This is a genomic window from Cellulomonas sp. Y8, from assembly GCF_008033115.1.
Taxonomy (GTDB): Bacteria; Actinomycetota; Actinomycetes; order Actinomycetales; family Cellulomonadaceae; genus Cellulomonas.
Window position 1 is genome coordinate 1,387,229 of sequence record NZ_CP041203.1, and the last position, 26,273, is coordinate 1,413,501.

General features: G+C 75.2%; 24 protein-coding genes and 1 pseudogene. 15 read left to right on the forward strand and 10 right to left on the reverse strand.

Features of this window, described 5'->3' with window-relative positions:
• Positions 1 to 2: 2 nt before the first annotated feature.
• From FKM96_RS06140 to FKM96_RS21325, 6 genes and pseudogenes are all read left to right on the forward strand, one after another.
• Entirely contained in the window at positions 3 to 308 is a 306-nt protein-coding gene (locus FKM96_RS06140; RefSeq protein ID WP_147794487.1) for a helix-turn-helix domain-containing protein, read from the forward strand.
• A 2-nt stretch (positions 309 to 310) separates the two neighbouring features.
• Complete coding sequence (locus FKM96_RS06145; protein ID WP_147794488.1) at positions 311 to 520, forward strand: DUF4175 domain-containing protein; 210 nt, start codon at positions 311 to 313, stop codon at positions 518 to 520.
• 143 nt (positions 521 to 663) lie between these two features.
• The gene (adh, locus tag FKM96_RS06150) at positions 664 to 2,187 is read left to right on the forward strand and encodes an aldehyde dehydrogenase (RefSeq protein WP_147794489.1); all 1,524 of its coding nucleotides are present in this window, start codon (positions 664 to 666) and stop codon (positions 2,185 to 2,187) included.
• A 53-nt stretch (positions 2,188 to 2,240) separates the two neighbouring features.
• The gene (locus tag FKM96_RS06155) at positions 2,241 to 2,636 is read left to right on the forward strand and encodes a DUF779 domain-containing protein (protein WP_147794490.1); all 396 of its coding nucleotides are present in this window, start codon (positions 2,241 to 2,243) and stop codon (positions 2,634 to 2,636) included.
• 191 nt (positions 2,637 to 2,827) lie between these two features.
• Entirely contained in the window at positions 2,828 to 4,429 is a 1,602-nt protein-coding gene (locus FKM96_RS06160; RefSeq protein ID WP_147794491.1) for a flotillin family protein, read from the forward strand.
• A 232-nt stretch (positions 4,430 to 4,661) separates the two neighbouring features.
• Positions 4,662 to 4,793, forward strand: a pseudogene (locus FKM96_RS21325) (DivIVA domain-containing protein); the annotation flags it as partial.
• Positions 4,794 to 4,966: 173 nt separating this feature from the next.
• On the opposite strand, the gene FKM96_RS06170 reads toward FKM96_RS21325, so the two are convergent.
• Positions 4,967 to 5,245, reverse strand: coding sequence for a PLDc N-terminal domain-containing protein (locus FKM96_RS06170; RefSeq protein WP_147794492.1), 279 nt, complete (start codon positions 5,243 to 5,245; stop codon positions 4,967 to 4,969).
• A gap of 217 nt (positions 5,246 to 5,462) precedes the next feature.
• Between FKM96_RS06170 and FKM96_RS06175 the strand changes: the two genes are divergently transcribed.
• Together FKM96_RS06175 and FKM96_RS06180 are read left to right on the forward strand one after the other, a co-directional pair.
• Positions 5,463 to 6,524, forward strand: a complete 1,062-nt coding sequence (locus tag FKM96_RS06175; RefSeq protein ID WP_147794493.1) for an alpha/beta hydrolase — start codon at positions 5,463 to 5,465, stop codon at positions 6,522 to 6,524.
• Positions 6,525 to 6,633: 109 nt separating this feature from the next.
• Positions 6,634 to 7,215, forward strand: a complete 582-nt coding sequence (locus FKM96_RS06180; protein WP_147794494.1) for a hypothetical protein — start codon at positions 6,634 to 6,636, stop codon at positions 7,213 to 7,215.
• A 43-nt stretch (positions 7,216 to 7,258) separates the two neighbouring features.
• Here the strand turns inward: FKM96_RS06180 and FKM96_RS06185 are convergent, their stop codons facing one another.
• Positions 7,259 to 7,936, reverse strand: a complete 678-nt coding sequence (locus tag FKM96_RS06185; protein WP_147794495.1) for a cation transporter — start codon at positions 7,934 to 7,936, stop codon at positions 7,259 to 7,261.
• Positions 7,933 to 8,262 carry a helix-turn-helix transcriptional regulator gene (locus tag FKM96_RS06190; RefSeq protein ID WP_147794496.1) on the reverse strand — a complete coding sequence of 110 codons (330 nt, stop codon included), beginning with the start codon at positions 8,260 to 8,262 and terminating at the stop codon, positions 7,933 to 7,935. Before FKM96_RS06190 ends, FKM96_RS06185 begins: the two co-directional genes overlap by 4 nt.
• 82 nt (positions 8,263 to 8,344) lie before the next feature.
• Here FKM96_RS06190 and FKM96_RS06195 point away from each other — a divergent pair, with 82 nt between their 5' ends.
• Positions 8,345 to 9,568 (forward strand): trans-acting enoyl reductase family protein, encoded by a 1,224-nt coding sequence (locus FKM96_RS06195; protein ID WP_147794497.1) that lies wholly within the window; start codon positions 8,345 to 8,347, stop codon positions 9,566 to 9,568.
• Positions 9,569 to 9,670: 102 nt separating this feature from the next.
• On the opposite strand, the gene FKM96_RS06200 is transcribed toward FKM96_RS06195, so the two are convergent.
• Entirely contained in the window at positions 9,671 to 10,303 is a 633-nt protein-coding gene (locus FKM96_RS06200; RefSeq protein ID WP_147794498.1) for an FMN-dependent NADH-azoreductase, read from the reverse strand.
• Between the two features lie 109 nt (positions 10,304 to 10,412).
• On the opposite strand from FKM96_RS06200, the gene FKM96_RS06205 reads away from it, so the two are divergent.
• From FKM96_RS06205 to nrdG, 5 genes are all read left to right on the forward strand, one after another.
• Positions 10,413 to 10,988, forward strand: coding sequence for a MarR family winged helix-turn-helix transcriptional regulator (locus tag FKM96_RS06205; RefSeq protein ID WP_147794499.1), 576 nt, complete (start codon positions 10,413 to 10,415; stop codon positions 10,986 to 10,988).
• Between the two features lie 123 nt (positions 10,989 to 11,111).
• Entirely contained in the window at positions 11,112 to 11,606 is a 495-nt protein-coding gene (locus tag FKM96_RS06210) for a GNAT family N-acetyltransferase (protein ID WP_147794500.1), read from the forward strand.
• Between the two features lie 166 nt (positions 11,607 to 11,772).
• Entirely contained in the window at positions 11,773 to 13,821 is a 2,049-nt protein-coding gene (locus FKM96_RS06215; RefSeq protein ID WP_147794501.1) for a discoidin domain-containing protein, read from the forward strand.
• Between the two features lie 155 nt (positions 13,822 to 13,976).
• Positions 13,977 to 16,241 carry an anaerobic ribonucleoside-triphosphate reductase gene (gene nrdD / locus FKM96_RS06220; protein ID WP_168216892.1) on the forward strand — a complete coding sequence of 755 codons (2,265 nt, stop codon included), beginning with the start codon at positions 13,977 to 13,979 and terminating at the stop codon, positions 16,239 to 16,241.
• Between the two features lies 1 nt (position 16,242).
• A complete protein-coding gene (gene nrdG / locus FKM96_RS06225; protein ID WP_147794502.1) occupies positions 16,243 to 16,860 on the forward strand; it encodes an anaerobic ribonucleoside-triphosphate reductase activating protein in 618 nt (205 codons plus the stop codon).
• Between the two features lie 3 nt (positions 16,861 to 16,863).
• Here the strand turns inward: nrdG and FKM96_RS06230 are convergent, their stop codons facing one another.
• Positions 16,864 to 17,418, reverse strand: a complete 555-nt coding sequence (locus tag FKM96_RS06230) for a hypothetical protein (RefSeq protein ID WP_147794503.1) — start codon at positions 17,416 to 17,418, stop codon at positions 16,864 to 16,866.
• 11 nt (positions 17,419 to 17,429) lie between these two features.
• Entirely contained in the window at positions 17,430 to 19,010 is a 1,581-nt protein-coding gene (locus FKM96_RS06235; RefSeq protein WP_147794504.1) for a GMC oxidoreductase, read from the reverse strand.
• 139 nt (positions 19,011 to 19,149) lie between these two features.
• Between FKM96_RS06235 and zwf the strand changes: the two genes are divergently transcribed.
• Positions 19,150 to 20,556: a glucose-6-phosphate dehydrogenase gene (gene zwf, locus FKM96_RS06240; protein WP_147794505.1), complete on the forward strand. Its 1,407-nt coding sequence runs from the start codon at positions 19,150 to 19,152 to the stop codon at positions 20,554 to 20,556.
• Positions 20,557 to 20,568: 12 nt separating this feature from the next.
• Here zwf and FKM96_RS06245 read toward each other — a convergent pair whose 3' ends face one another.
• Genes FKM96_RS06245 through FKM96_RS06260 form a run of 4 tightly spaced genes read right to left on the reverse strand, consistent with a single transcriptional unit; the run spans position 20,569 to position 26,262 of the window.
• Positions 20,569 to 21,909, reverse strand: a complete 1,341-nt coding sequence (locus tag FKM96_RS06245; protein ID WP_210417377.1) for an NAD(P)/FAD-dependent oxidoreductase — start codon at positions 21,907 to 21,909, stop codon at positions 20,569 to 20,571.
• Positions 21,906 to 23,762 (reverse strand): glycoside hydrolase family 15 protein, encoded by a 1,857-nt coding sequence (locus FKM96_RS06250; protein ID WP_147794506.1) that lies wholly within the window; start codon positions 23,760 to 23,762, stop codon positions 21,906 to 21,908. The genes FKM96_RS06245 and FKM96_RS06250 overlap by 4 nt, the downstream gene beginning before the upstream one ends.
• Positions 23,759 to 24,769, reverse strand: coding sequence for a cytochrome d ubiquinol oxidase subunit II (locus tag FKM96_RS06255; RefSeq protein ID WP_147794507.1), 1,011 nt, complete (start codon positions 24,767 to 24,769; stop codon positions 23,759 to 23,761). The genes FKM96_RS06250 and FKM96_RS06255 overlap by 4 nt, the downstream gene beginning before the upstream one ends.
• Positions 24,766 to 26,262 carry a cytochrome ubiquinol oxidase subunit I gene (locus FKM96_RS06260; protein WP_246855229.1) on the reverse strand — a complete coding sequence of 499 codons (1,497 nt, stop codon included), beginning with the start codon at positions 26,260 to 26,262 and terminating at the stop codon, positions 24,766 to 24,768. The genes FKM96_RS06255 and FKM96_RS06260 overlap by 4 nt, the downstream gene beginning before the upstream one ends.
• Between the last annotated feature and the right edge of the window lie 11 nt (positions 26,263 to 26,273).

Here is a 26,273-nt window from a genome sequence, read left to right on the forward strand (position 1 = left end):
TCATGACGGTGGACGAGCTGGTGCAGGCGCTGGGCGCCCTCGCGAGCCCGCAGCGCCTGCGGGTGCTCGGGGAGCTCGGGCAGGAGAGCGTGCACGTCAGCGAGCTCGCCCGCCGGGTGGGCATGTCGCGCCCGCTGCTCTACGGCCACCTCACCAAGCTGGAGCAGGCCGGCCTGGTCACCAGCCACCACAGCGTCTCGCCGGACGGCAAGGCGCTCCGGCACTACGAGGTCGTCCCGTTCGACCTGCGCGTCACCCCCGCGATCGTCGCCGCGGCGATCGCCGAGACCCCCGAGGAAGGGCCCTGAGCATGGAGAGCATCCCCTGGTTCGCGTGGATCGTGCTGGGCGCGATCGTGTTCGGCAGCCTCGCCTCGGTCGTCGACGGCGTGCTCAAGAACCGCCGCAAGATCGCCCAGATCAACGCCGGTCCCTCGCGGCACGAGGTCCTGGTCCGCCTCGAGGCGATCGAGCACCGGCTGGAGCGCATCGAGCGGGCGCTGACGGAGGTCCCGAACTGACCTCGGGGCGCCGCCCGGCCTGCGGTGCAACGCACCTGCAACCGTCGCGGCCCTAGCGTCCGGGGCACGCGCCGCAACGAGGCGGCGCGCCCGGCCGCCGCCGTACCCCGCCGACGGCCGGTCAGCCTGCACGGAGGGCGCACATGACCGTCTACGCAGCGCCGGGTCAGCCCGGCAGCCCCGCCACCTACCGCGAGCGCTACGACCACTGGATCGGCGGCGAGTTCGTCGCCCCCGCGTCCGGCCGCTACTTCGAGAACCCGTCGCCGGTGACGGGTCGCACCTTCACCGAGGTCGCGCGCGGCGACGCCGCCGACATCGACCGGGCGCTGGACGCCGCGCACGGCGCCGCGCGGTCCTGGGGGAGGACGTCCGCGACGGAGCGGGCCGTGATCCTCAACAAGATCGCCGACCGGATCGAGGACAACCTCGAGATGCTGGCCGTCGCCGAGACCTGGGAGAACGGCAAGCCGGTCCGCGAGACGCTGGCCGCCGACCTGCCGCTGGCCGTGGACCACTTCCGGTACTTCGCCGGAGCGGTCCGCGCGCAGGAGGGCTCGATCTCCGAGATCGACGCCGACACCATCGCGTACCACTTCCACGAGCCGCTGGGCGTCGTCGGGCAGATCATCCCGTGGAACTTCCCGCTGCTCATGGCCACCTGGAAGCTCGCGCCCGCGCTGGCCGCGGGGAACGCCGTCGTGATGAAGCCGGCCGAGCAGACCCCCGCGTCGATCCTGCTGCTGATGGAGCTGATCGCCGACCTGCTGCCCCCGGGCGTCGTCAACGTGGTCAACGGGTTCGGGGTCGAGGCCGGCAAGCCGCTCGCGTCCAGCCCGCGCATCCGGAAGATCGCGTTCACCGGCGAGACCACCACCGGGCGCCTGATCATGCAGTACGCCAGCCAGAACATCATCCCGGTCACGCTGGAGCTCGGCGGGAAGAGCCCGAACATCTTCTTCGAGGACGTCGCCCGCGCGAAGGACGACTACTACGACAAGGCGCTCGAGGGGTTCACGATGTTCGCCCTCAACCAGGGCGAGGTGTGCACCTGCCCGTCGCGCGCGCTCATCCAGGAGTCGATCTACGACGGCTTCCTCGCCGACGCCATCGCCCGCACCGAGGCGGTCAAGCAGGGCAACCCGCTCGACACCGAGACGATGATCGGCGCGCAGGCGTCCAACGACCAGCTCGAGAAGATCCTGTCCTACATCGACATCGGCAAGGCCGAGGGCGCCAAGGTCCTGACCGGCGGGACGCGCGCCGAGCTCGACGGCGACCTGGCCGGCGGGTACTACGTGACGCCGACGATCTTCGAGGGCAAGAACTCCATGCGGATCTTCCAGGAGGAGATCTTCGGCCCCGTCGTCGCGGTGACGTCGTTCTCCGACTACTCGGACGCGATCCACACCGCCAACGACACCCTGTACGGCCTCGGCGCCGGCGTGTGGTCCCGGGAGTCGGCGATCGCCTACCGCGCGGGCCGGGACATCGAGGCCGGCCGCGTGTGGACGAACTGCTACCACGCGTACCCCGCGGCGGCGGCGTTCGGCGGCTACAAGGGGTCGGGCGTCGGCCGCGAGAACCACAAGATGATGCTCGACCACTACCAGCAGACCAAGAACCTGCTGGTGTCCTACTCGGGCCAGAAGCTCGGGTTCTTCTGACCGGCACCCCGCGGGGCCCCGCACGCCCGGGGCCCCGCGGGCAGGGAGGCACGATGAGCAGGGTCGACCACACCCCGTCCGCCGCCGACATGCTGCGCCGGCTGCGGGACCAGCACGGGGAGCTGATGTTCCACCAGTCCGGGGGCTGCTGCGACGGGTCGTCGCCGATGTGCTACCCGGCGGGCGAGTTCCTCACGGGCGACGCCGACGTCCACCTGGGCGACCTCGAGGTCGACGACGACTTCACGGTGCCGGTCTGGATGAGCCGCAGCCAGTTCGCGTACTGGCGGCACACGCACCTGACGATCGACGTGGTGCCCGGGCGGGGTGCGGGGTTCTCGCTGGAGGCCCCGGAGGGCGTCCGCTTCCTGATCCGCAGCCGGCTCCTGACGGACGAGGAGTGGGCCGCCGACGGCGCGGAGGCGGCGCTCCGGGTCGGGCCGGCGTAGCCGCGGGCGCGAGGTCGGCGGTTCCGCACGACACGCCGCGGCGACACACCGGGCACCGGCGCGGAACCGCCGACCTCGGCGACGGCGGGGTGATGCGTCAGCGAAACGGCTGACCGCGGGCTGTGCGTCCCCTTAGGGTCGAGGCAGCCCACCCGACCGACCGGCCCTCGCGGCCGCGCCCGAGGAGTCCCATGGAGCTCGCAGGAACTGCCCTGATCGTCGTGCTGGCGGTCGTCGCCCTGATCGCGGTCGCGATCGTGGGCGCGATCTACGCCAAGGTCCGGTTCAAGATCGCCACGCCCGACGAGGCGCTGATCATCACCGGCCGCAAGAGCGGCAAGCCGGTGATCAACCCGGAGACGGGCGACGAGACCACCGACCTGTCCGGCCAGCGCGTCGTGATCGGCGGCGGCACGTTCGTGAAGCCGATCTTCGAGCAGGTCGTCCGGCTCTCGCTGGCGTCGCAGAGCTTCCCGGTCGCGGCCGAGGACGCCACCACCAAGTCCGGCGTCGGCGTGACGCTGCGGTCGATCGCGGTCGTCAAGGTCGGCGGCACCGAGCGCATGGTGCGCGCAGCCGCGCAGCGGTTCGCGGGCCGCAGCCAGGAGCAGGTCATCGAGCAGCAGACCTCCGAGGTCCTCGTCGGCGTGCTCCGCACGATCGCGGGCACGCTGACCGTCGAGTCGATCCTCTACGAGCGCCAGGAGTTCTCGAAGGAGGTCAAGGACATCGCGGTGCCGATGCTGGCCGAGCGCGGCCTGATCCTGGAGAACTTCGAGATCCAGACCGTCGAGGACACCGGCGAGTACATCCGCAACCTCGGTCGTCCGCGCGCCGCCGCCGTCGCCCGCGACGCCGAGATCGCCGAGGCGCAGGCCCGGCAGGAGAGCACCGAGCGGTCGAACGAGGCCGCCGTGCAGATCGCCGAGTCGAACAAGGCTCTCGCGCTGCGCAACGCGACCATCGCGCAGGAGACCGCGACCGCCCAGGCCGACGCCGCCGCCGCGCAGGAGCGTGCGCAGGCCGAGGCGCAGCAGGAGGTCCTGGTCCAGCAGGAGCAGGTGGCTCTGCGCCGCGCGGCCCTGCGCGAGCAGGAGCTGCAGACCGAGGTCCGCAAGCCCGCCGAGGCCCGCAAGTACGAGGCGGCCCAGGAGGCAGACGCCCGCAAGTACGCCGCGGAGCAGGAGGCCGAGGCGTTCAAGACCTCGGCGATCCGCAAGGCCGAGGCCGAGGCGCAGCGCACGACCGCGCAGGCCGACGCCGAGGCGTCCGCCGCCCGCGCCCGAGCCGAGGCCGCGCTGATCGAGCAGCAGCGCCGCGCCGAGGGTGCGCTGGCGATCGCCCGGGCCGAGGCCGACGGCATCCAGGCGCGCGGTGAGGCCGAGGCCGCCGCCGAGCGCGCCCAGGGCGAGGCCCGCGCCGCCGCGATCAAGGCGGAGTCCGACGCCTACCAGGCGTTCCCGGAGTCCGCGCGGCTGCAGATGGTGCTCGACGCGCTGCCGAAGGTGGCCCAGCCGTACGCCGACGCGCTCGGGAAGATCGACGACATCACGATCATCGACAAGGACGGCGCCTCGCGGCTGCCCGGCCAGGTGTCGACGGGCGTGCAGGAGCTGGCGACGATGCTCAAGGCGCAGACGGGCATCGACCTGCTCGACCTGGTCCGCGGGCTCGGCGGCGGCTCGCACCCGGCGGCGGGGCACGCCGTCCCGGCCCAGAGCCACGCGGCCGTCGCCCCGGTGCACGCGCCGGCCGACCGGCCCGCGGCCGGTGCCGACGGCGCGGCGGACTGACCGGGGCACGGGGATGTCCTGGCTGACGAAGCTGCTCCGCGGCCCCGACGCGCCGATGCTCTCGGCGACGTCGGGGACCGCGGCCGACGGCCGGGGTGGAGCCCCGGGCCGGGGGGCTGAGCTCACCGGTGCGCAGCTGCGCGCCCGGCTCGCGGCGACCCCGGTGACGAAGTTCCGCGAGGGCTACGACCAGGGCGAGGTCGAGGAGTTCGCCGAGCGCGCGGCGGCCGCGCTGGACGGGGTCGACGGGTCGCTCGCGCCGGAGGACGTGCTGAACCAGCGGTTCCAGGCGACGAAGTTCCGCGAGGGCTACGACCAGGACGCGATCGACGACCTGCTCGACGAGGTCGTCGTCGCGCTCCGCGCCCGCGCCTGACCACTACCGCACGGCACCGACCGCCCGCCCCCGGCACCCCGGGGGCGGGCGGTTCGTCGTCGGTGGCCGGGGAACGGGGTTCAGTGGAAGGTTCTGCCCGACACGCCCGGGGCGTGTCCGGCAGAACGCTCCACTCGACGCGGGTCGACGGATCCCGGAGCTCAGCCGCGGCCGGGCCGAGGGGTCCGCGCCGCGGCCCGGCCGGCCGCGCGGCGGTCCAGCGCCGCGCCCGCGAGGTAGGCCGCCGGCCCGAGCACCGGGACCACGAGGATCAGCGCGAGGTGCACCAGGGCGTTCGACGCCGACTCCCGGCGGCGTGCCCACACCAGCAGCGCGCCCACCGTCAGCGCGACGAGCAGGACGACGGCCGCGGTCCACAGCACGTCGTACGGGGCGGGGATCATCAGCCGCCAGCCGTCGAGGTCGCCACCCGCGCCCATCCCGTCCCCCTCCACCGCAGCGGAGCGGACGACCCGCCCCGCTCCGGGACGCTACCGGGGCTCGCACGGCGGCGAGGCCGGTTCAGCGACCGGCCGTCGAACGGGGTCGAGTGGAAGGTTCTGCCGGACACGCCCGGGGCGTGTCCGGCAGAACCTTCCACTGGGGGGCCGACGGACAGAATACTCAGCATGCTGAGGATCGCCTAGACTGGCGCACATGACCCGACGGACCGCCTGGCTCACCCTCCGCGCGCTCGTGGGGCTCGCCCTGCTCGCCGCCCCCGCGTGGGTGCTGGCGACCGCCGGCGGGGCCGTGCCGCACCAGCACTGGACGCTCGGCGCGCTGCTCGCGGTGAGCGCGCTCACCGGGGTCGCCCTGCTGGCCACGACGGCGCTGGCCCTGCTCCGCGAGCGGCGGCGCGCGACGGCACCTCCCCCCACGCCGTCGGCCGACGACCCGGTGCCGAGCGCCGCGCCCGGGGCGGCCCCGTCGTCCCGCGCCGAGCCCGTCGCCCGCCCCGGACCGGCACGCCCCCGCGGTCGCCGCGTGCTGCGCGCCACCGGCGCCGGGGTCGGGCTCGCGCTGCTCGCCGTGCTCGCCGCCGCGACCGCCTGGCTCCGCCCGTTCCCCGCCACCGACGCCGCGCTCGACGCCCTGCGCGGCGACGACGCCGTCGAGGTGCGGGAGTCGGCCGGCTGGTACGCGTTCGTCCCGCGCGACGCCGAGCCGACCACCGGGCTGGTGTACTCCCCCGGCGCGCGCGTCGACGTGCGCGCCACCGCCGCCGTGCTGCGGCCGCTCGCCGAGGAGGGCTACCTCGTCGTCGCGCTGAAGGAGCCGCTCGGCATCGCGCTGACCTCGCCGGGCCAGTCCGCGTCGGCGATGGCGGCGTTCGACGGGGTCGAGCGATGGGCGGTCGGCGGGCACTCGCTCGGCGGGGTCGCGGCGTCGTCCTTCGCCGCCGCGCGCGACGACGAGGTCGACGGCCTGCTGCTGCACGCGTCCTACCCGCTGGGCGACATGTCGGACGCGGACCTCGTGGTCGCGTCCGCGTCCGGGTCCGAGGACGGGCTGACCACGCCGGCCGACGTCGACGCGTCGCGCGCCGACCTGCCCGCCGCGACGACCTTCACCGAGGTCGACGGCGCGGTGCACGCGTTCTTCGCCGACTACGGCCCGCAGCCGGGCGACGGCACCCCGACGGTCCCGCGCGAGCGGGCGCAGGCCGAGATCGTCGCGGCGAGCACCGCGCTGCTCGACGAGGTCGCCGCGGGCTGACGGCGACCCGGCGACGAGCGACGCCTCCGGGAGCGCGGCTCCTGCGCCGATCGGGCGGTGCGCGCGGAAACTGCCTGTGGACGAACGCGGCCGCGCTAGCGTCGTGCGGGTGAGCGCCGCCCTCCGGACCGCAGTCGCCGTGGCCCTCGCCCTGCCCGCTGCCGCACTGGGCGGCGGTGCCGCGGCCGTGGCGCACTACGTGCTCGTGCAGCCGAGCGACGGCGAGCTGCTCGCCGTGGCCGCCGAGGTCACGCCGGACGGGTTCGCCGTGCTGGAGCCGCCGTTCGTCGACGGCGCGTGGGCGCCGGCGTTCTCCCGCGGCCACGTCTTCAGCCGGGCGCAGGCGGACACCGCACCCGACGTCGACGCGCTCGTCGCGTCCCTGACCGACGCCGGGTGGGAGCCCCCCACGGTCGAGCAGACCGCTGCGGGCACGGACGTGCGCGCCCGACGTGGAGGCGCCGTGGTCTCGGTGGCCCTCGAGCCCCGGCCGGCGGGCCTCGGCACGAACCTGGGTGTGAGCGTGTGGCGCGGCGAGCAGACGCCGTCCTACCCGGCGCTGGTCGGCGGAGGGATCGCGGTCGGCGTGGCCGGCGGGGCGGTCGCCGGCGCCCGGCTCGGAGGGCGGTTGCGCACGCGCCGGCAGCGCGAGTACGTCAGGTGGCGTCGCCGCACGTACGGCGAGGGCTGACCGCCGACCGCACCTCAGCGGAGGACCTCGACCTCGACGGCCCTCAGCAGCAGTCGTCGTCCTCGGCCCGGGCGTCCCCACCGACCAGGTCCGCCAGCGGCGTGCCGCACGCGTCGCCGCGCCAGGCCTCGACGCCCTCGCGCACCGCGAAGCCGGCGATCACCAGCGCCGCCACCGGGTCCGCCCACCACCAGCCGAGCGTGCCGTTCAGCAGCAGCCCGACGAGCAGCACCGCCGACAGGTACGAGCAGATCAGCGTCTGCTTCGAGTCGGCCACCGCCGACGCCGACCCGAGCTCCCGGCCGGTACGCCGCTCGAACCAGGACAGCCCCGGCATGACGGCCAGGCTGACGGCCGCGAGCACGACCCCGACCGTCGAGCGCTCCGGCTCCCCCGCCCCCAGGAGCGCGCGGGCGGCGTCGACCGCGACGAACGCCGAGAGCCCGAAGAACGACACCGCGATCGCCCGCATCGCCGCCCGTTCGCGGGTCTCCGGGTCACGCGCCGCGAACTGCCAGGCGACGGCGGCGGCGGACAGCACCTCGACCACCGAGTCCAGCCCGAACGCCACCAGCGCCGCCGACGACGCGGCCCGGCCTGCCGCCAGCGCGACCACGGCCTCGACCACGTTGTAGGCGATCGTCGCGGCGACGACCAGGCGGATGCGCCGCTGCAGCACGGCGCGGCGGTCGGGGCCGAGGGACGGGGCGGCGGCGGTCACGCGCACGCGCAGTCGGGGCCGCAGCAGCCGGGGTCGACGGCGACGACGAGCGCGAGCAGGTCGCCGAGCGCCGGCGCCAGGTGGCCGTCGGCGAGCCGGTACCAGACCCTCCGACCGTCCGGGATCGCCTCGACGAGCCCGCACCCGCGCAGGCAGGCGAGCTGGTTCGACATGACCTGGCGGGACACGCCGAGCGCGTCGGCGAGGTCGGACGGGTACGCGGGGGCCTCGCGCAGCGCGAGCAGGATCCGCGCGCGGGTCTCGTCGGACAGCGCGTGGCCCAGCCGCGCGAGGGCGGCCGTGTGCGTGAGCGTCACCGTCTCCATGATCACGACAGTACAGCGAAACGTGTATCGCGGGATACGGTCCGCCGTGCGCCGGCCGCGGGGCGTGCCTACGGTGCGGCGCATGGCCGACCGCGAGCACGACCTGGTCCTGCTGGGCGCGACGAGCTTCGTCGGGGCGCTGACCGCCGAGCACCTCGCCCGCGCCGCGCCGCCCTCCGCCCGGATCGCGCTGGCGGGCCGGGACCCGGAGCGGCTGGCCGCGGTGCGCCGCCGGCTGCCCGCACGCGCCGCGGACTGGCCGCTCGTCGTCGTCGACGTCACGGACGCACCTGCGCTGCGCCGGGCGGCCGGGTCGGCCACCGCCCTCGCCTCCACCGTCGGCCCCTACGGGCGCCACGGCCTGCCGGTCGTCGAGGCCTGCGCGACCGCGGGGACCCACTACGCCGACCTCAGCGGGGAGCTCGCGTTCGTGCGGGTGGCGGTCGACGCGGCGGACGCGCGGGCGCGGACCACCGGCGCGCGGCTGGTGCACGCGTGCGGCTACGACTCGATCCCGTCCGACCTCGGGGTGCACCTGCTGCACCGGGCCGCGGTGGCGGCGGGCGAGGCGGGCGGGCTCGGCGACGTGCAGGCGCTGGTCGCGGCGCGCGGGGGCGTGTCCGGCGGCACCGTGGCCTCCCTGCTCGGGGAGGCGGAGGCGGTGCGGACCGACCCGCGGGTCCGTCGGCTGCACGCGGACCCGCACGCCCTGTCCCCCGACCCCGCAGCCGAGCCCGGCACGCCGCAGCCGCGGCTGCTGGTGCCCCCGCACCGGGTCGCCGGGCGGTGGGCGGCGCCGTCGGTGATGGCGCCGTTCGACGCGCACGTGGTCCGGCGGTCGAACGCGCTGACGGGCTGGGCCTACGGCCGCGGGCTGCGGTACGCCGAGCACCTCGACGCCGGCCGGGGCCCCGCCGGGCTGCTGCGCGCCGTCGCGCTCACCGGGGCGACCGCACTGGGCGCGGCCGCGCTCGCGCTGCCGCCGACCCGGGCGCTGGTCGAGCGCGCGCTGCCCGCCGCCGGGGACGGCCCGGACGCCGCGACCCGGGAGGCGGGCTGGTTCCGGCACCGGTTCCTCGCGACCTCCGCGTCCGGGCGGCGGTACGCGGCGCGGGTGCAGGCGTCCGGCGACCCCGGCTACGCGGCGACCGCGGTGATGCTGGGCGAGGCCGCGCTCGCGCTGGCGCTCGACGGGGCGGCGCTCCCCGACCGCGCGGGGTCGCTCACCCCGGCGACCGCGCTGGGCGACGTCCTGGTCGACCGTCTCCGCACCCAGGGCTTCGACCTGGACGCGGTCCCGGCCTGACGTGCGCGCCGACCGCGCACCGCGCGTGCGGCAGGTGCGGGGTCCGGAGCCCCGGGACCCCGCGCCTGCTGCGAGCCCGGCGGGAGCAGCCGCGGCGGTGCGTCAGCGCGCCGCGAGCGCCCGGCCCGCGGCCGTCGCCGCCGCCTCGGCCTCCTTGCGCATGAGCGCGGCCGGCTCGGCCAGCGCGTCCATCGCCGGGTTCACGCCGACGAGGGTCAGCTCGCGCTCGATGACGGTGAGGTCGGCGCCCCACACCTCGCCGACGATCCGGCGCAGGTAGTCGATGCTGTGGTCCCAGCCGTGCTTCGGGGTGCCCGGGCCGTAGCCGCCGCCGCGGGTCACGATGAGCACGACCGGCTTGCCCGCCAGGTAGGCGTCGCCCGGGGTGCCGCCGGCGATGGCCAGGTCGATCCAGGTCTTCACGTGCTGCGAGACGCCCCAGTTGTAGAGCGGCAGCGCGAGCACGGCGGCGTCGGCCGCGCGGAGCTCGTCGGCCACCTCGACCGCCAGCGCCACGGCGGCGGCCTGCTCGGGGGTCCGCTGCTCGGCGGGCGTCCAGCCCGCGCCGACGGCCGTGGCCCACGCGTCGGCGGGCAGCGGCTGCTCGCCGAGGTGCCGGCGGACGACGGTCTCGTCGGGGCGCGCGGCCGCGAGCTCGGCGGTGACGAGGTCGGCGAGCGCGGTGCTCGCGGAGTGCGCGCCCTGGATGGAGGCGTCGATGCGCAGCACGGTCATGGGGACTCCCGGGAGGACGGCGCCGCGGACCCGCGACGCGAGGTTGAATGTTCAACACGCACCCTAGGCACCCAGGTGTTGAATGTTCAAGTCCGGTAGGATCGTCGGCATGAGCCAGCGGGTCGACGACGCCACGCCCTGGCTCCCCGACGCCCAGGTCGAGGACTGGAAGGCCGTCGTCGCGCTGCTGACGACGCTGCCCGCGGCGCTCGACGCGCAGCTCAAGCGGGACGCCGGGATGAACCTCTACGAGTACAACGTGCTGGTCGCGCTGTCCGAGCGGCCGCACGGCGAGATCCCGATGAGCGACCTCGCGCGCCTCACGCAGAGCTCCCCGTCCCGGCTGTCGCACGCGGTCGCGCGGCTCGAGCAGGCCGGCTGGGTCACGCGCGGCTCGTGCGTGGCCGCCGGCAAGCGCACCAGCGCCCGGCTCACCGAGGGCGGCGAGGACCAGCTCCGCCGCGCGGCGCCTGGGCACGTCCGGGAGGTGCGCCGCCTCGTCGTCGACGCGCTCGGCCCGGACCGGATGGCAGCGCTCGGCGACGCCGCCCTGACCGTCGTGCGGCACGCCGCGCCCGACGTCGCCGAGCTGCTGCCCGCCTGCACCGCGGTCGACACGACCGCCTCGGCCGCCTGCGCCGCGGCCGCCGACCTCGACGCGCCGACCGCGGCGCGGGGCACCTAGCCGCCCACGCGGCCGGGGCCGTCGACCGCGCCGGACGCCCACCGAGCCCGTCGCACCCCCCGTGCTAGGTTGCGCCGCGCGCGACCCCGGGCGGGGCCCCGCACCCCGGGAGGAACCAGCCGCATGACCACCACGTCCGACGCGTCGTACACGCTCGAGTCCGTCGACTGGGCCGACCCGCGCGCCGCCGGCCTGCGCGACGCCATGGACGCCGAGATGGGCGCGCGCTACGCGTCGGCCGGCCCGATGAGCGCCGCGGCGCACGCCGCCCTCACCGTCGACCCGGCCGCCGTCCGGCACGTCGTGCTCGCCGTCGACCACGACGGCACCCCGATCGGCCACGCGGCCCTGCGGGACCACGGCGGCGAGTGGGAGGTCAAGCGCGTCGTCGTCGCGGCCGGGCAACGCGGCCGGGGGGTGGGGCGCGCGATCATGTCCGAGGTCGAGCGGGTCGCCCGCGCCGCGGGCGCCGACCGCGTGATCCTGCAGACGGGCGACCGCCAGCCCGAGGCCGAGGCGCTGTACGCCGCGCTGGGCTGGACCCGGATCCCCACCTACCCGCCGTACGACACCGCGCTGCCGCTGCAGTCCCGGTGCTACGAGAAGCGACTGGCCTGACCCACCCGGCCGCTCCGGGGGCGCCCGGACGCCTGGCACCACCCGGGCCCGACCCCGCTCTGATCGCCGCGCCGGCCTGACGGTGGAAGGTTGTGACCAACACGCCGTCGGCGTGTCCGTCACCACCTTCCACTCTCGCGGAGGGGTCGATCCCAGGGGGGCGACGATGTCGGAGCGACCCACGGGGCACGGGTCCCGGCGGCGCACGCGGCGCGCGCTCCTGGTCGCCGCGGCGCTGGTGGCCGCTCTGGCCGTCGCGGTGCCGCTGCTGCTGACCCGGACCGGGGGCGACCGCTCCCCCGACGGCGGCGCCTCGCCCGCCGCCCGGGTCGCCGAGGTGTGGACCACGACCGCCGACGGTGCGCTCCGGGTCGAGCGCACCGCGACGGTCGACCCGGCCCCCTCAGGCACGCCGGACCCCGGCACCCCCACGATCACCGTCGACGACCACGGCCCCGGCGACCCCGGCCCCGAGGTCACCGGTTTCGGCGCGGCACTCACCCTGTCCTCGGCGTCGCTCCTGCTCGCCATGCCCGAGGACGACCGCCGCGCGCTGCTCACCGAGCTGTTCGACCCCGCCGGCCCGGTGCGGCTGTCGGTCGTCCGGGTCGCGCTCGGCGGCTCCGACTTCGTCCCCGGACCCGGCCCCGCGACCACCTACGACGACCTCCCGCCCGGCGAGACCGACTGGGACCTCGAGCGGTTCAGCAGCGCGGGCGACGAGCCGGTGCGCGCGCTGCTCCGCGAGATCCGGGTGCTGGCACCGGACCTGACGGTGATCGCGTCGCCGTGGAGCCCGCCGGCCTGGCTGAAGACCTCGGGCAGCCTCGAGGGGGGTCGGCTGCTCGACGACGACCGCGCGTACGCGACCTACGCCGCGTACCTGGTGCGGGCCCTGCAGGAGTGGGCGGCGGCCGGGGTGCCGGTCGACGCGCTCACGGTGCAGAACGAGCCGCAGGCCCGGCACCCCGACGGCTACCCCGGGACGGACCTGCCGGCCGCCGACGAGGTGCGGCTGCTCGACGCGCTGGGCCCGGCGCTGGCGGACGCGGGCCTCGACCCGGCGGTGCTGGCGTACGACCACAACTGGGCGCTGCACCCGGCCGACGCGGCGTCGACGCCGGAGGGCGCGGACCCCGAGGCCGACTACCCGCTGCGCGTGCTGCGGAGCGACGCCGTGCGCCGGGTCGCCGGCGTCGCCTTCCACTGCTACTCCGGCGACGCGTCGGCCCAGGACGCGGTCCGGGACGAGTTCCCGGACGCGGCGATCTGGGTCACGGAGTGCTCGGGATCGCACGCCCCGGGCACCCCGCCCGAGCGGGTGTTCGCGGACACCCTCACCTGGCAGTCCCGGAACCTGCTGGTGGCCTCGCTCGCGCACGGGGCGTCGGCGGTGCTCACCTGGAACCTCGCGCTCGACCCCGACGGCGGGCCGCACGTCGGCGGCTGCGGCACCTGCACCGGGGTGGTCACCGTCGACGGGGCGGAGGCGACGCCGAACGCGGAGCACGACGTGCTCGCCCACGCCGGACGCTTCCTGCCGCGCGGCTCGACCCGGGTCGGCTCGACGTCGACCGCCGGCGACGCCGTGGCGCAGGTGGCGCTCCGGACCCCGGCCGGGGCGACGGTCCTGCTCGTGGCGCACGACGGCGACGGCGAGGCCACCGTCGCCGTCCTGGACGGCGGGGACCGCTACCCCGTGCGCCTCCCGCCGCGCTCGCTGAGCACGGTCCTCGTCGGCGCCGCGGACGCCCGCGCGGTCGCCGGCCCCGGGGGCGCCCGCACCCCCGCGCTCCCCGCCGAGCCGGACCTCTCGGGCGCCACCGCCACCGCCGACCCGGCCGGCCCCGACGACCCGTGCTGCACCGCCGACGTCGCCGCGCGGGCGGTCGACGGCGACCCCACCACCCGGTGGTCCACCGGCCGTCCGCAGCGCCCCGGCGACACGCTGGAGGTCGACCTCGGCCGCGCGGTCGCGGTCCGCGCCGTCGTCCTCGACGCCGGCGCGGGGAGCGGGGGCGACTGGCCCCGCGGCTACGAGGTGCTCGCCAGCGCGGACGGCGCGTCCTGGACCGTCGCCGCCCCCACCCGCGCGGGGGCCGGTCAGGTCGCGGCCGCCGCGCTCGACGGCACCGGGGTGCGGTACCTGCGCGTCCGGCTGACCGCCGACGCCGACCCGTGGTGGAGCGTCGCCGAGCTCCGCGTCCTGGCGTGAGGGGTGCCGGTGCTCCGATCGGGTGAACGGCCGCACGCTGCCCCGCGGGACGACGCACCCTCGGGACGTTCGTCCCATTGAACCCCACATGTGGGGTTGCGAGGCTGGGCGAGGCACTACATCTAGTGCCGTGAGCAGATCGGGAGTGGATACGCATGACGCTGGTGGGACCGCACGTCTCGGAGCTCGCGGAGGCCGCGCCGGCCGCGGACGGCCCGTACTCCCCCTCGGCCGCCGCCGGGCTCGTCGTGCGGAAGCGGGACGGCCGCGCGCTGCCCTTCGACCCCATCCGGGTGCACAGCGCGCTCGGCCGGGCGTTCGCGCACGTGCACGGCCTGCTGGGCCCGCTGCACGACCTCACGATCGCCGAGCTGGTCGAGCGGATCGACGCCGAGCTCGCCGCCCGGTTCACCGGCGAGGTGCGGATCTACGAGATCCAGAACGTCGTCGAGCACACGCTCCTGGAGGCCCGCGAGTACGAGGTCGCCGAGGCGTACATCGACTACCGGGTGCAGCGGGACCTCGCGCGGTCGAAGGCCCTCGACGTCAACCACTCGATCGGCCAGCTCGTCGGCAAGGACTCGTCGGTCGTCCACGAGAACGCCAACAAGGACGCCGACGTCTTCAACACCCAGCGCGACCTCACGGCCGGCGCGGTGGGCAAGGCCATCGGCCTGCGGATGCTCCCGCCGCACGTCGCGAACGCGCACGCCAAGGGCGACCTGCACTACCACGACCTCGACTACCACCCCTACGCCCCGATGACGAACTGCTGCCTCATCGACTTCCGGACGATGCTGTCCGAGGGCTTCCGGATCGGGAACGCGCAGGTCGACCCGCCGCGGTCCATACAGACGGCCACCGCGCAGATCTCGCAGATCATCGCCAACGTGTCGTCGAGCCAGTACGGCGGCTGCTCGGTCAACCGGATCGACGAGCTGCTGGCCCCGTACGCGGAGCGGAACTTCGCCAAGCACCTGGCCGACGCCGAGCAGTGGGTCACCGAGCCGGAGCGCCGTCGCGCGTACGCGGAGGAGAAGACCCGCAAGGACGTCTACGACGCGATGCAGAGCCTCGAGTACGAGATCAACACCCTGTTCACGTCGAACGGGCAGACCCCGTTCACGTCGGTCGGGTTCGGCCTCGGCACGGGTTGGTTCGAGCGCGAGATCCAGCGCGCCATCCTGCAGATCCGCATCCTCGGGCTGGGCAAGGAGCGCCGCACCGCGATCTTCCCCAAGCTCATCTTCACGCTGCGCCGAGGCGTGAACCTCACCGCGGACGACCCGAACCACGACATCAAGCAGCTGGCCGTCGAGTGCGCGACCAAGCGCATGTACCCGGACATCCTCAGCTACGACAAGATCGTCGAGATCACCGGCTCGTTCAAGGTGCCGATGGGCTGCCGGTCGTTCCTGCAGGGCTGGGAGGACGCCGACGGGAACGACGTCGTCGAGGGCCGGATGAACCTGGGCGTCGTCACCCTCAACGTCCCCCGGATCGCCCTGGAGACCCGTGGCGACCTGGACGCGTTCTGGGCCCTGCTGGACCAGCGGCTCGAGACGGTGCACGACGCCCTGCTGTACCGCGTCGAGCGGTGCAAGGAGGCCGTGCCGGCGAACGCCCCGATCCTGTACGTGCACGGCGCGTTCGGGCAGCGGCTGGCGCCGGACGACGACGTCGACGCGCTGTTCCGGGGCGGCCGCGCGACGGTCTCGCTCGGCTACATCGGGCTGTACGAGGCGGCGGCCGCGTTCTACGGCGGCGCGTGGGAGTCCGACCCGGAGGCCAAGGAGTTCACGCTGCGCGTGCTGCGCACCCTCGCGGCCCGCGCGAAGGAGTGGACCGCCCGGCACGGGTACCAGTTCTCGGTGTACTCCACGCCGTCCGAGTCGCTCACCGACCGGTTCTGCCGGCTGGACACGAAGAAGTTCGGGCTCGTCCCGGACATCACCGACAAGGACTACTACACCAACTCGTTCCACTACGACGTCCGCAAGGCGCCCACCCCGTTCGAGAAGCTCGACTTCGAGGCCGAGTACCCGCAGTACGCCTCGGGCGGGTTCATCCACTACTGCGAGTACCCGGTGCTGCAGCAGAACCCGAAGGCGCTCGAGGCCGTGTGGGACTACGCCTACGACCGGGTCGGCTACCTCGGCACGAACACCCCGATCGACCGCTGCCTGGAGTGCGGGTTCTCCGGCGACTTCACCCCGACCGAGCGCGGCTTCGCCTGCCCGGGCTGCGGCAACACCGATCCGCGCACCTGCGACGTCGTCAAGCGGACCTGCGGCTACCTGGGCAACCCCCAGCAGCGGCCGATGGTGCACGGCCGGCACGTGGAGATCTCGTCCCGGGTCAAGCACCTCGCCGGCCCGACGTCGCTCGCGGCGGCGGCCGGGGACGCCGGGGGCGCCTGACGTGGCCCGCACGCCCGCCGTCGGCCAGTGGCGCGCGGCGGCCCTGAGCCAGGACCGCGTCGCCGACTACAAGCCGTTCGTCATGGTCGACGGCGAGGGCGTGCGGTGCAGCCTGTACGTGTCGGGCTGCCCGTTCGCCTGCGCCGGCTGCTTCAACGAGGCGGCCTGGTCGTTCCGGTACGGCACGCCGTTCGACGACGCGCTCGCGGACCGGATCGCCGCCGACCTCGCGCACGAGGCCGTGCAGGGGCTGTCCCTGCTCGGCGGCGAGCCGTTCCTCAACACCGGCGCGTGCCTGCGGGTGGTGCGCCGGCTGCGGGCCGAGCACGGCCGGGCGAAGGACGTGTGGTGCTGGTCCGGCTACACGTTCGAGGAGCTCCTGGCGGAGGCCGCGGCGGGGCAGGCCGACAAGGCCGAGCTGCTCGGCGAGCTCGACGTGCTGGTGGACGGCCGGTTCGAGCTCGCGCAGCGCGACCTCACGCTGGCGTTCCGCGGCAGCCGGAACCAGCGGGTGCTGGACGTCCCGGCCTCGCTGGCCGCGGGGCGTGCGGTGCCGCGCGGCGGCCTCGTCGGTGCGACGGACGTGGGGGCGCCCCCGGACCGGCGCGCGCTGGTCTGACCCTCACCCCTGGTCGATCACCCACTCGACCGCGTCCGATCCTGCGGGCAGGGTCACGTCGCCCGCCGGGCCGAGCAGCACGCGCAGGTCGCCCGCGGGCTCCTCCGGCACCGCCACCACGGTCGTCGCGGGCACGTAGTCCGCGGTGCACGCGCCGCCGGTGGGCTCGGGGAACGTGATCTCGACCTCGGCCGCGCCCGCCGCGCCGGTGGCGACCGCGTCGGGGTCCGCGACCATCGGGCAGGTGCTCGACCCGAACGTGATGACGTAGATCAGCGACGGGTCGGTGGTGCGCGACGCCCCGGCGACCGCGCCCGCCGGGGGCTCGGCCACGCCCTCGGGCAGCCCGACGACGGACGACCCGGCGGTCAGTGCGAGCGGCGACCCGGACGGCGCCGGGGCCGTCGGAGCCGCGGACGCGCTCGCGGAGCCGCTCGGCGACGGGCCCGCCGACGACGCGCCGCCGTACCCGCCGGACCCGCCCGAGCAGGCGGTGGCCAGCGCCAGCAGCCCGGCGGCCAGCAGCCCGGCGGCCGCCACCCCGTGCCGCGCGCGCACGCCCGGGCCGCTCACCGCAGCCGGTCCAGGAGGTGGTCCCCGACCCGGAGCGCGTTCGCGATCGCGGTCAGCGACGGGTTCACGGCGCCGATGCTCGGGAAGAAGCTGGTGTCCACCACGTACAGGTTGTCGAGGTCGTGCGCCTTGCAGTCGGGGTCGAGCGCGCTGCTCGTCGGGTCGGTGCCGAACCGCACCGTCCCGGCCTGGTGCGCGGTCGCGCCGATCGGCATCGACTTGTGCAGGTACAGGCTGTGGTCGAGCAGGTGGTGCGGCCGCATCCCGAGCCTGGAGAGCAGGCCGTCGAGCTTCCGCCGCAGCCGCCGCACGCCCTCGACGTTGTTGCGCTCGTCCAGCGCGAGGTGCACCCGGCCCTCGCGGTCGACCGTCACGCGGTTGTCCGGGTCCGGCAGGTCCTCGCCGCACAGCCAGAAGTCGACGGCGTGGTGCGCGATCACCTCGAACGGCAGGTCCGGCGACAGCCGCCCCGCCCAGCGCGGCGCCTCCGCGTGGATCATCGCCTGGTCGGACTTGCCGAGCAGCTGGATGCCGCCGAGCGGGTAGTCCCAGTCGTCCGACCCGAGGTACCAGTCGTTCAGCGCGAGCGTCTTCTGGAACCGGGTGGGGTTCGGCTCGGTCGACACGGCCATCACGGCGACGTTGTTGTGCCGGAGGTAGTGCCGACCCACCACGCCCGAGGAGTTGGCCAGCCCGTCGGGGTGCGCGTCCGACCGGAAGCGCAGCAGCAGCGCCGCCGAGTTGACCGCGCCGCACGCGACCACGACGACGTCACCGGTGAACGTGGTGCTGCTGCCGTCGGCGAGGGTCGCCTCGACGCCCGTGACGGTCGTCCCGGCCGCGTCGGTGGTGAGCCGCTCGACCGACGCCCCCGTGACCAGCGTGACGTTGTCGCGACCCAGCACCGGGTCGACGCAGATCACCTCCGCGTCCGACTTCGCGCGCACCAGGCACGGGAAGCCGTCGACCTTCGAGCACCGCAGGCAGGGGCTGCCGAGCGTCGCGTGCCCCGGCGACTCCTCGTCCAGGTCCACCCCGATGGGCAGGTGGAACGGGTGCAGCCCCGCGCGCTCCAGGTCGTCGCTGAGCTGCTGGATCCGCGGCTCGTGCGCCACCGGCCCGTGCGCGTAGTCGGCGCCCGCCGGGCCCTCGCTCGGGTCCTCGCCGTGCCGGCCGTGCACCTTGTACAGGTGCTCGGCCTCCGTGTAGTACGGCTCGAAGTCCGTGTAGGACAGCGGCCACGCGGGCGAGATGCCGCCGTGGTGCACCAGCTCGCCGAAGTCCTCCGGGCGGAGCCGGAACAGCGCCGCGCCGTAGAACTTGGTGTTCCCCCCGACGTAGTAGTTCACCTCGGGCTGGAACTCGTGGCCGTGCCGGTCGTACCACTGCTCCGGCGCCAGGTAGGCGCCGCGCACGAACACCGCCCGGGTGTCCCAGTTGTCGAGCTCGCGGGGCAGGAAGCCCCCGCGTTCGAGCCAGAGCACGCGCACCCCGTTCGTCGCGAGCCGGTACCCGAGGGTGCCGCCGCCCGCGCCCGTGCCGACGATGATCACGTCGTAGTGCCGGTCGTCCGCCATGGGCGCCACGCAACTCCTGCGGCCCGGCCCCCGCATCGCCCGCAGCGGATGAGGACGGCGGCCCGGCACGGGAGTTGGCTCGGACCGGACCCGGTGACGCGACCCGGCGCCACCCGGCCCGCCAGCCGAGGAGGCAGCGATGACTGGATCCCGCGCGGCCACGGAGCCGCGACCCGCCGACGTCCTGGTCGTGTTCGGCATCACCGGCGACCTCGCCCGGGTGATGACCTTCCGGTCGCTGTACCGGCTGGAGAGCCGCGGCCTGCTGGACCTGCCGGTCGTCGGGGTCGCGGTCGACGACTGGCCGCTCGACCGGCTGGTCGAGCGCGCGCGGACCTCGATCGAGGCGACCGGGCAGCAGATCGACGAGGAGGTGTTCGCCCGGTTCGCCGGCCGGCTGTCCTACGTCAGCGGCGACTTCACCGACCCCGAGACCTACGAGCGGGTGGCGAAGGCCGTCGACGGGGCGGCGACCCCGGTGTTCTACCTGGAGATCCCGCCGTCGCTGTTCGGCCGGGTCGTGGACGGCCTCGCCGGGGCGGACCTGACCGAGCACGCGCGGGTCGTCGTCGAGAAGCCGTTCGGGCACGACCTCGCGTCGGCGCGGGAGCTCGCCGACCAGCTGCACGAGCACCTCGACGAGTCGCAGCTGTTCCGGATCGACCACTACCTGGGGAAGATGGGGCTCGAGGAGATCCTGCACCTGCGGTTCGCCAACGCGATCCTCGAGCCGCTGTGGAGCCGCAGCTACCTCGAGTGCGTGCAGATCACGATGGCCGAGGACTTCGGCGTCGACGACCGCGGCCACTTCTACGACCCGGTGGGCGCGCTGCGGGACGTCGTGGTCAACCACCTCATGCAGGTGGTGGCGGCCTCCGCGATGGAGCCGCCGTCCCGCGGCGACCCGGCGACGCTCAAGGACTCCGAGGCCGCGCTGTTCCGGGCGGTGGTCGAGGCCGACCCGCGGCACTACGTCCGCGGCCAGTACGAGGGGTACCGGGACGTCGCGGGCGTCGCCCCGGGGTCGACCACGGAGACCTACGCGGCGCTGCGGCTCGAGATCGAGAACTGGCGCTGGGCCGGGGTGCCGTTCTACCTCCGGACCGGGAAGAGGCTCCGCGCGACGCAGACCGAGCTGCGGCTGGTGTTCCAGCGGCCGCCGCGGCTCGGGTTCGGGCCGCGCGGCGGCGTGGTGGAGCCGAACCAGCTGATCGTGCGGCTCGACCCCTCGACGGGGATCCGGATCGTCGTGGACGCGCACCGGGCGGACGTCGCCCGGCTGGCGGCCCCGATCGAGCTCGACATGCAGTTCGCCGACGAGGGGGGCGAGGGCCCGACGCCGTACGAGGTGCTGCTGCAGGCGGCGCTCTCGGGCGTGAGCACGCGGTTCGCCCGGCAGGACGCCGTCGAGGAGACCTGGCGGATCATGCAGCCGCTGCTGGACGACCCGCCGCCGGTGCACGCCTACGCCCCGGGCACGTGGGGGCCCGCCGCCGCCGACGCGCTCACCGAGCGGTCGGGCGGCTGGCGGGGGCCGTGGGTCTGAGGCCCGCGGTGCTCACTCCCCCGGGTCGATGTGCGGCACGTCCGCCGTCGTGTCCTCCCACGCGATCCGGTGCGGGGCGTCCGTCATCTCGACCAGCGCCGAGTGGTCCCGTTCGAAGTAGTCCCACGCCCAGGACAGGAACGCGTCGGTCTTGGAGTGCGCGCCGCTGAGCAGCATGGCGTGCACCCCGAGCCAGGCGGCGAAGGCGACCGGGCCCTCCACCGTGTGGTGCCGGTGCCCGACCTCGGCGACCGCGGCGTTCCGGCCGATCATCGCCATGATGCCCTTGTCCTTGTACCGGAACGGCTCGGTCGGCTCCCCGCGCCGCTCGCGGAGCACGTTCGCCCCCGCGGCCCGGCCGGACTGCTGCGCGACGGAGCCGAGCTGCGGGAGCGCGCGGCCGTCCGGGCCCGGGATGTTGGCCGCGTCGCCGACCGCGTAGACGCCGGGCAGCCCGGGCACGCTCAGGTCGGCGGCGACGTCCACCCGACCGCCGCGGCCGGTCGGCACGCCGGCCCCGAGCACGATCGGCGCGGCCGACTCCCCGCCGCCCCAGACGACGGTCCGGGTCGGGATCGCCGTGCCGTCGTCGAGCTCCACCCGGTCGGCGTGCACCGCCGCGACCCCGGTGCCCAGCCGGACCTCGACGCCGACGCCCGTCAGGTGCCCGTGCGCGTAGTGGTGCGCCGCGTCGGTGAACGGCGCGAGCAGGGCGGTGCCGCGGTCGACCAGGACGACCCGCGCCGGCGCGGCCAGGCGCCCGGTGCGGGTCAGCGCGGCCATCAGCTCGGCCACGGCGCCCGCCGTCTCGACGCCGGTCGGGCCGCCGCCCACCACGACGACGTCCAGCGCGCCCGCGGGCGGCTCCGGCGCGTCCTGCGTCCCGGGCGCGTGCGCGTGCTCCCGCACGAGGCCGTGCAGGTGCCGGCGCAGCCGCTCCGCGTCCACCACCGAGTACAGCGGGAACGCGTGCTCCGCCGCGCCGGGCACCCCGAAGAACTCGGGCTGCGCCCCCGCGGCCAGCACCAGCTGCGACCCCGCGACCTCCGTCCCGTCGCCCAGCGTGACCCGGTGCGCGGCGGCGTCCACCGCGACCGCCTCGGCGGTCAGCACGCGCACGGTCGGGTGCTTGTGGAAGATGACCCGGTGCGGGCGCGCGACGTCCTCGGCGGGCAGCTGCGACGTCGCCACCTGGTAGAGCAGCGGCTGGAACTGGTGGTAGTCGTTCCGGTCGACCAGCACGACCGGCTCCCCCGCGTCGCCGAGCGTGTGGGCGCACGCGACGCCCGCGAGGCCGCCGCCGAGGACGACGACCGGGTCCTGCGGCAGGTCCACCGCGCCGTCGGCGGTCACAGGGACATCTCCCTGCGGAAGTCGGTGAGGATGATCCGCCCCGCGGCCTGCATGAGCGCCAGGTGGGAGAACGCCTGCGGCACGTTGCCGAGGTGCCGGGACCGCTCGACCTCGTACTCCTCGGCGTACAGGCCGAGCGGGGAGGCGATGCGCAGCAGCCGCTCCATGAGGTCGTTGGCCCGCTCGGACTCGCCGATCGCCGCGAGCGCCGACACCAGCCAGAACGAGCAGATGAGGAACGTGCCCTCCTTGCCGGACATGCCGTCGTCGGTCTCGTCGGTGCGGTAGCGGAGCACGTACCCGTTTTCCGTCAGCTCGGCGCCGACCGCCTCGACCGTGGCCCGGATCCGGGGGTCGTCCGGCGGCAGGAAGCCGAACAGCGGCGCGAGCAGCGTGGAGGCGTCGAGCGCGTCGGTGTCGTAGTGCTGCCGCAGGGCGCCGTCGTCGCGCAGCCCGTGCTCCAGGATGTCGGCCCGGATCTCGTCGGCGGTCGCCCGCCACTGCTCCGCGTGCTCCCGGTCGTCCCGGATGCCCGCGAGCTGCGCGGCTCGGTCCAGCGCCACCCAGCCCATGAGCTTGGACGACACGTAGTGCTGCGGCTTCCCGCGCGCCTCCCAGATGCCCTGGTCGGGCTCCTTCCAGGTGGCCATCGCCGCCGCGGCCTGCGACTCGACCAGCGGCCACAGCCGCCGGGGCACGTGCCGGCTGCGGACGGTGTGCAGCAGGATCGAGTCCAGCACGGCGCCGTAGACGTCGTTCTGCCGCTGGTCGAACGCGGCGTTGCCGATCCGGACCGGGCGGGCGTGCTCGTAGCCGGTGAGCTCGTCCCGGGTGGACTCGGTGAGGTCCCGCCGCCCGTCGACGCCGTACATGATCTGCAGCCCGCCGTCCTCGGCCGGCTCCAGGTCGGCGACGAACTGCATGAACTCGTCGGCCTCCCAGTCCAGGTTGAGGTAGTGCAGCGCCTGGAGCGTGAACGTGGTGTCGCGGATCCAGGTGTACCGGTAGTCCCAGTTCCGCTCGCCGCCGGGCGTCTCGGGCAGCGACGTGGTGAGCGCCGCCACCGTGGCCCCGGTCGGCATGTACGTCAGGCCCTTGATGGTGAGCGCGGACCGCTCGATGGCGGGTCGCAGGTGGTGGTCGGGCACCCGCGCGCGGGCGAGCCAGTTCCGCCAGAAGTCGATCGTGGCCCGGACCCGGCCCTCGGCGTCGGCGTCGTCGACCGGCACCGCCAGCCCCTCCGCCCAGGACACCACGCAGTACGCGGTCTCCCCCTCCGCGAGCACGTGCCGGGCGCGGGCCGACCCGCCCTCGATGCCGATCCGCATGTCGCTCGCGAGCCGGAAGGTCTGCCCCGCGCCGCTCGCGTCGGCCGCGTGGCCGTCGTCGCCCACGGCGGTCCAGGTCGCCGGCGTGCGCCCGTAGTCGAACGCGGGCTCGCAGACCAGCTCGACCTCGATGCTGCCGCTCAGGCACGTCACCGTCCGGACCAGGAGGTGCTCGGCGTCGTCGTCGGCCGGCGGGCGCGTGTGCGGGGTGATGGTGTCGTGGCCGGTGCTCGGGCCCATGGTCAGCGCGTCGTGCACCAGCAGCCAGCCGCCCGGGGTGTGCCAGGTCGTCGTCATGACGTTGGTGCCGGGCACGTAGGCGCGCGCCGTCGGCACGTTGATGCCGTACGGCCCGAACCGGAACGACCCCGCCCCGCGGTCCAGCAGGTTGCCGAACACGGCCGGCGAGTCGAACGACGGCAGGCACAGCCAGTCGACCGAGCCGTCCGGCGCGATCAGCGCCCCGGTGTGGCAGTTCGACAGGAACGCGTAGTCGGCGATCGGCGGGAACGGGGACACGCTCATGGTTCGACACCTTCCTCGGGGAGCAGCCGGCGCTGCGCCAGGACGTAGAGCAGGACGAAGGACGGGGCGACGAGCAGCAGCCCGAGCCCGACGGCGGCGACCAGGGCGGTGAGCGTCCCGTCAGGGGCGGCCGCGTCGGCGACGGTGAGGGCGCCCGGCAGCAGGTCGGGCCACTGCGCCACCCCCCACGCGGCGATGACGCCTGTGACGGCGAGCACGGCGAGCACCCGGGCCCCGCGGGTCGCGTCGCGCAGCAGGAGCAGCAGGGCGCCCACCGCGCACAGCGTCCCGGCCACGACCAGGGGCAGCGCGGTGGTCACCAGCTCCTCGAAGACGGGGTGCGCGTCCCGGTCCACCACGACCAGCCCGACCGCGGCGACCACGCCCGCCACCACGGCGGCGGCCACCGCCCGGCGCCGGAAGTAGCCGACCATCGCCGGGTCGTCGCCGTGCCGGGCGTCGCGCACCAGGTACACCGCCGCGAGGTAGGCCGCGAGCGCCACCGCCAGCACGCCGACCGCGATCGACACCGGGTTCAGCCAGCTGGTGACGGGGTCGCCCGCACGGCCGCCCGCCGGCACCTCCCCTGCCGCGATCCCGCCCGCCACGGCGCCCAGGCAGAACGGCACCAGCACCGACGACAGCGCGAACGCGCCGCCGAACACCCGCCGCACGCCCGTGCCGACCACCGCCTTGCGGAACGCGAAGCTGGCGCCACGCAGCACGATGCCCACCGCCGCGATCGTCAGGGGGACGAACATGGTGAGCCAGATCGCCGCGTACGCCTCGGGGAACGCCGTCCAGGTCACCACCAGGACGAAGATCAGCCACACGTGGTTGGCCTCCCACACCGGGCCGATCGACCGCTCGACGACGGCCCGCGGCGCGGCCCCCCGCTCGGCGCCGCCGGCGGTCAGGTCCCAGAACCCCGCGCCGAAGTCCGCCCCGCCGAACGCGGCGTAGGCCGCGAGCGCGAGCAGCAGCACGACGGCGACGGCGGTGCTCATCGCGGCCCCCGGGCGTCCTGGTCCGGCGCCGCGCCGCCCGCGGCCGGCTCCGGGGCGCGGGCGTCGTCGGGCACCCGCCCCACCCCGTCGGGCGACGGCCCGTAGGGGGTGTCGTCGTCCCGGAACGCCGCCTGCCGCCGGAACCGCCGGCTCATCGCGCGCAGCACCAGCACCGTCGTCGTGCCCAGCACCAGGTACAGCAGCACCACGCCGACGAAGGTCGCCCACACGCCCTCGTTGCCGGTGGCGGCGTCCTCGACCCGCATCACCTCGTAGACGATCCACGGCTGCCGGCCGACCTCGGTCACGATCCAGCCGGCCTCCATCGCCAGCACGGCGAGCACCCCGGAGGCCGAGACCGCCGCGAGGAACAGCCGTCCCCGCGGCGCCCGGCGCCGCACGAGCCAGACCACCCCGTACCAGCCGGCCAGCAGCAGGAGCAGCGTGCCGATCCCGACCATGACGTCCCAGGCCAGGTGGACCGTGTTGACCTCGCGGGTGGTCGGCCGCTCGTCCGCCGGCACCGAGTCGAGGCCCTGCACGACGGTGTCCCGCCCCGTGCTCGGGTCCGACAGCCAGGACGCCAGCCCGGGGATCGGCAGCCCGCCCTCCACCTGGCCGTCCGGGCCCAGCCGGCCCAGCAGCGTCTCCGGCACGTCCGACGACGTCTCGGGCACCAGCTCGATCGCGGCGAACTTCACCGGCTGGTTCTCGTAGACCCAGCGCGCCAGCCCGTCGCCGACCCCCATCTGGATCGGCGCCGCGATCGCCGCCACCGTGAACGCGATCGTGAACCCGAGCCGGTGGTACCGGTCCCGCCGGCCGCGGAGCATCGCGAAGGCGTACACCGACGCCACGAGGCACCCGCCGACCAGGTACGCCGCGACCACCATGTGCGCGGCCTGCCAGGGCATCGAGTCGTTGAAGATGACCCGCACCGGGTCCACGGTCGCGATCCGCCCGGAGGAGTCGAGCGTGTACCCCGTGGGGGCGTTCATCCAGGCGTTGGCCGCGACCACCGACACCGAGCCCAGCACGCCCGTCAGCACGATCGGCACCCCGGTCCAGAAGTGCGGCCAGGGCCGCAGCCGCCGCCAGCCGAAGATGTAGATCGCGACGAAGATCGCCTCGAGGAAGAAGAAGATCCCCTCGAACGCGAACGGCACCCCGAACGCGTCGCCCCACTGCGCCATGAACCGCGGCCACAGCAGGCCGAACTCGAAGCTCAGCACCGTGCCGGTCACCGCGCCGACGGCGAACGTCACCGCCATGTACTTCGACCAGCGCTGCGCGAGCTCCAGGGCGTCGCGGTCGTCGTGCTTCACCCCGCGGTAGTTCGCGATGAGGGCCATCGCCGCCCACGAGACCCCGAGCGGCACCAGGATGATGTGGAACCCGAGCGTGAACGCCATCTGCGAGCGGGCCCACGGCACCGGGTCGACCGCGCTGACGGCGGCCGCGGCGGCGGCGAGCTGGTCGACGGGAAGCACCACGCGTCTCCTCA

Coding starts and splice junctions, on each gene's coding strand:
- FKM96_RS06215 (WP_147794501.1), top strand. CDS start 11,773: ATGTCGGAGCGACCCACGGGGCACGGGTCCCGGCGGCGCACGCGGCGC.
- FKM96_RS06160 (WP_147794491.1), top strand. CDS start 2,828: ATGGAGCTCGCAGGAACTGCCCTGATCGTCGTGCTGGCGGTCGTCGCC.
- zwf (WP_147794505.1), top strand. CDS start 19,150: ATGACTGGATCCCGCGCGGCCACGGAGCCGCGACCCGCCGACGTCCTG.
- FKM96_RS06205 (WP_147794499.1), top strand. CDS start 10,413: ATGAGCCAGCGGGTCGACGACGCCACGCCCTGGCTCCCCGACGCCCAG.
- FKM96_RS06155 (WP_147794490.1), top strand. CDS start 2,241: ATGAGCAGGGTCGACCACACCCCGTCCGCCGCCGACATGCTGCGCCGG.
- FKM96_RS06210 (WP_147794500.1), top strand. CDS start 11,112: ATGACCACCACGTCCGACGCGTCGTACACGCTCGAGTCCGTCGACTGG.
- adh (WP_147794489.1), top strand. CDS start 664: ATGACCGTCTACGCAGCGCCGGGTCAGCCCGGCAGCCCCGCCACCTAC.
- FKM96_RS06255 (WP_147794507.1), bottom strand. CDS start 24,769: ATGAGCACCGCCGTCGCCGTCGTGCTGCTGCTCGCGCTCGCGGCCTAC.
- FKM96_RS06235 (WP_147794504.1), bottom strand. CDS start 19,010: ATGGCGGACGACCGGCACTACGACGTGATCATCGTCGGCACGGGCGCG.
- FKM96_RS06195 (WP_147794497.1), top strand. CDS start 8,345: ATGGCCGACCGCGAGCACGACCTGGTCCTGCTGGGCGCGACGAGCTTC.
- FKM96_RS06175 (WP_147794493.1), top strand. CDS start 5,463: ATGACCCGACGGACCGCCTGGCTCACCCTCCGCGCGCTCGTGGGGCTC.
- FKM96_RS06200 (WP_147794498.1), bottom strand. CDS start 10,303: ATGACCGTGCTGCGCATCGACGCCTCCATCCAGGGCGCGCACTCCGCG.
- FKM96_RS06145 (WP_147794488.1), top strand. CDS start 311: ATGGAGAGCATCCCCTGGTTCGCGTGGATCGTGCTGGGCGCGATCGTG.
- FKM96_RS06190 (WP_147794496.1), bottom strand. CDS start 8,262: ATGGAGACGGTGACGCTCACGCACACGGCCGCCCTCGCGCGGCTGGGC.
- FKM96_RS06170 (WP_147794492.1), bottom strand. CDS start 5,245: ATGGGCGCGGGTGGCGACCTCGACGGCTGGCGGCTGATGATCCCCGCC.
- FKM96_RS06140 (WP_147794487.1), top strand. CDS start 3: ATGACGGTGGACGAGCTGGTGCAGGCGCTGGGCGCCCTCGCGAGCCCG.
- nrdD (WP_168216892.1), top strand. CDS start 13,977: ATGACGCTGGTGGGACCGCACGTCTCGGAGCTCGCGGAGGCCGCGCCG.
- FKM96_RS06250 (WP_147794506.1), bottom strand. CDS start 23,762: ATGAGCGTGTCCCCGTTCCCGCCGATCGCCGACTACGCGTTCCTGTCG.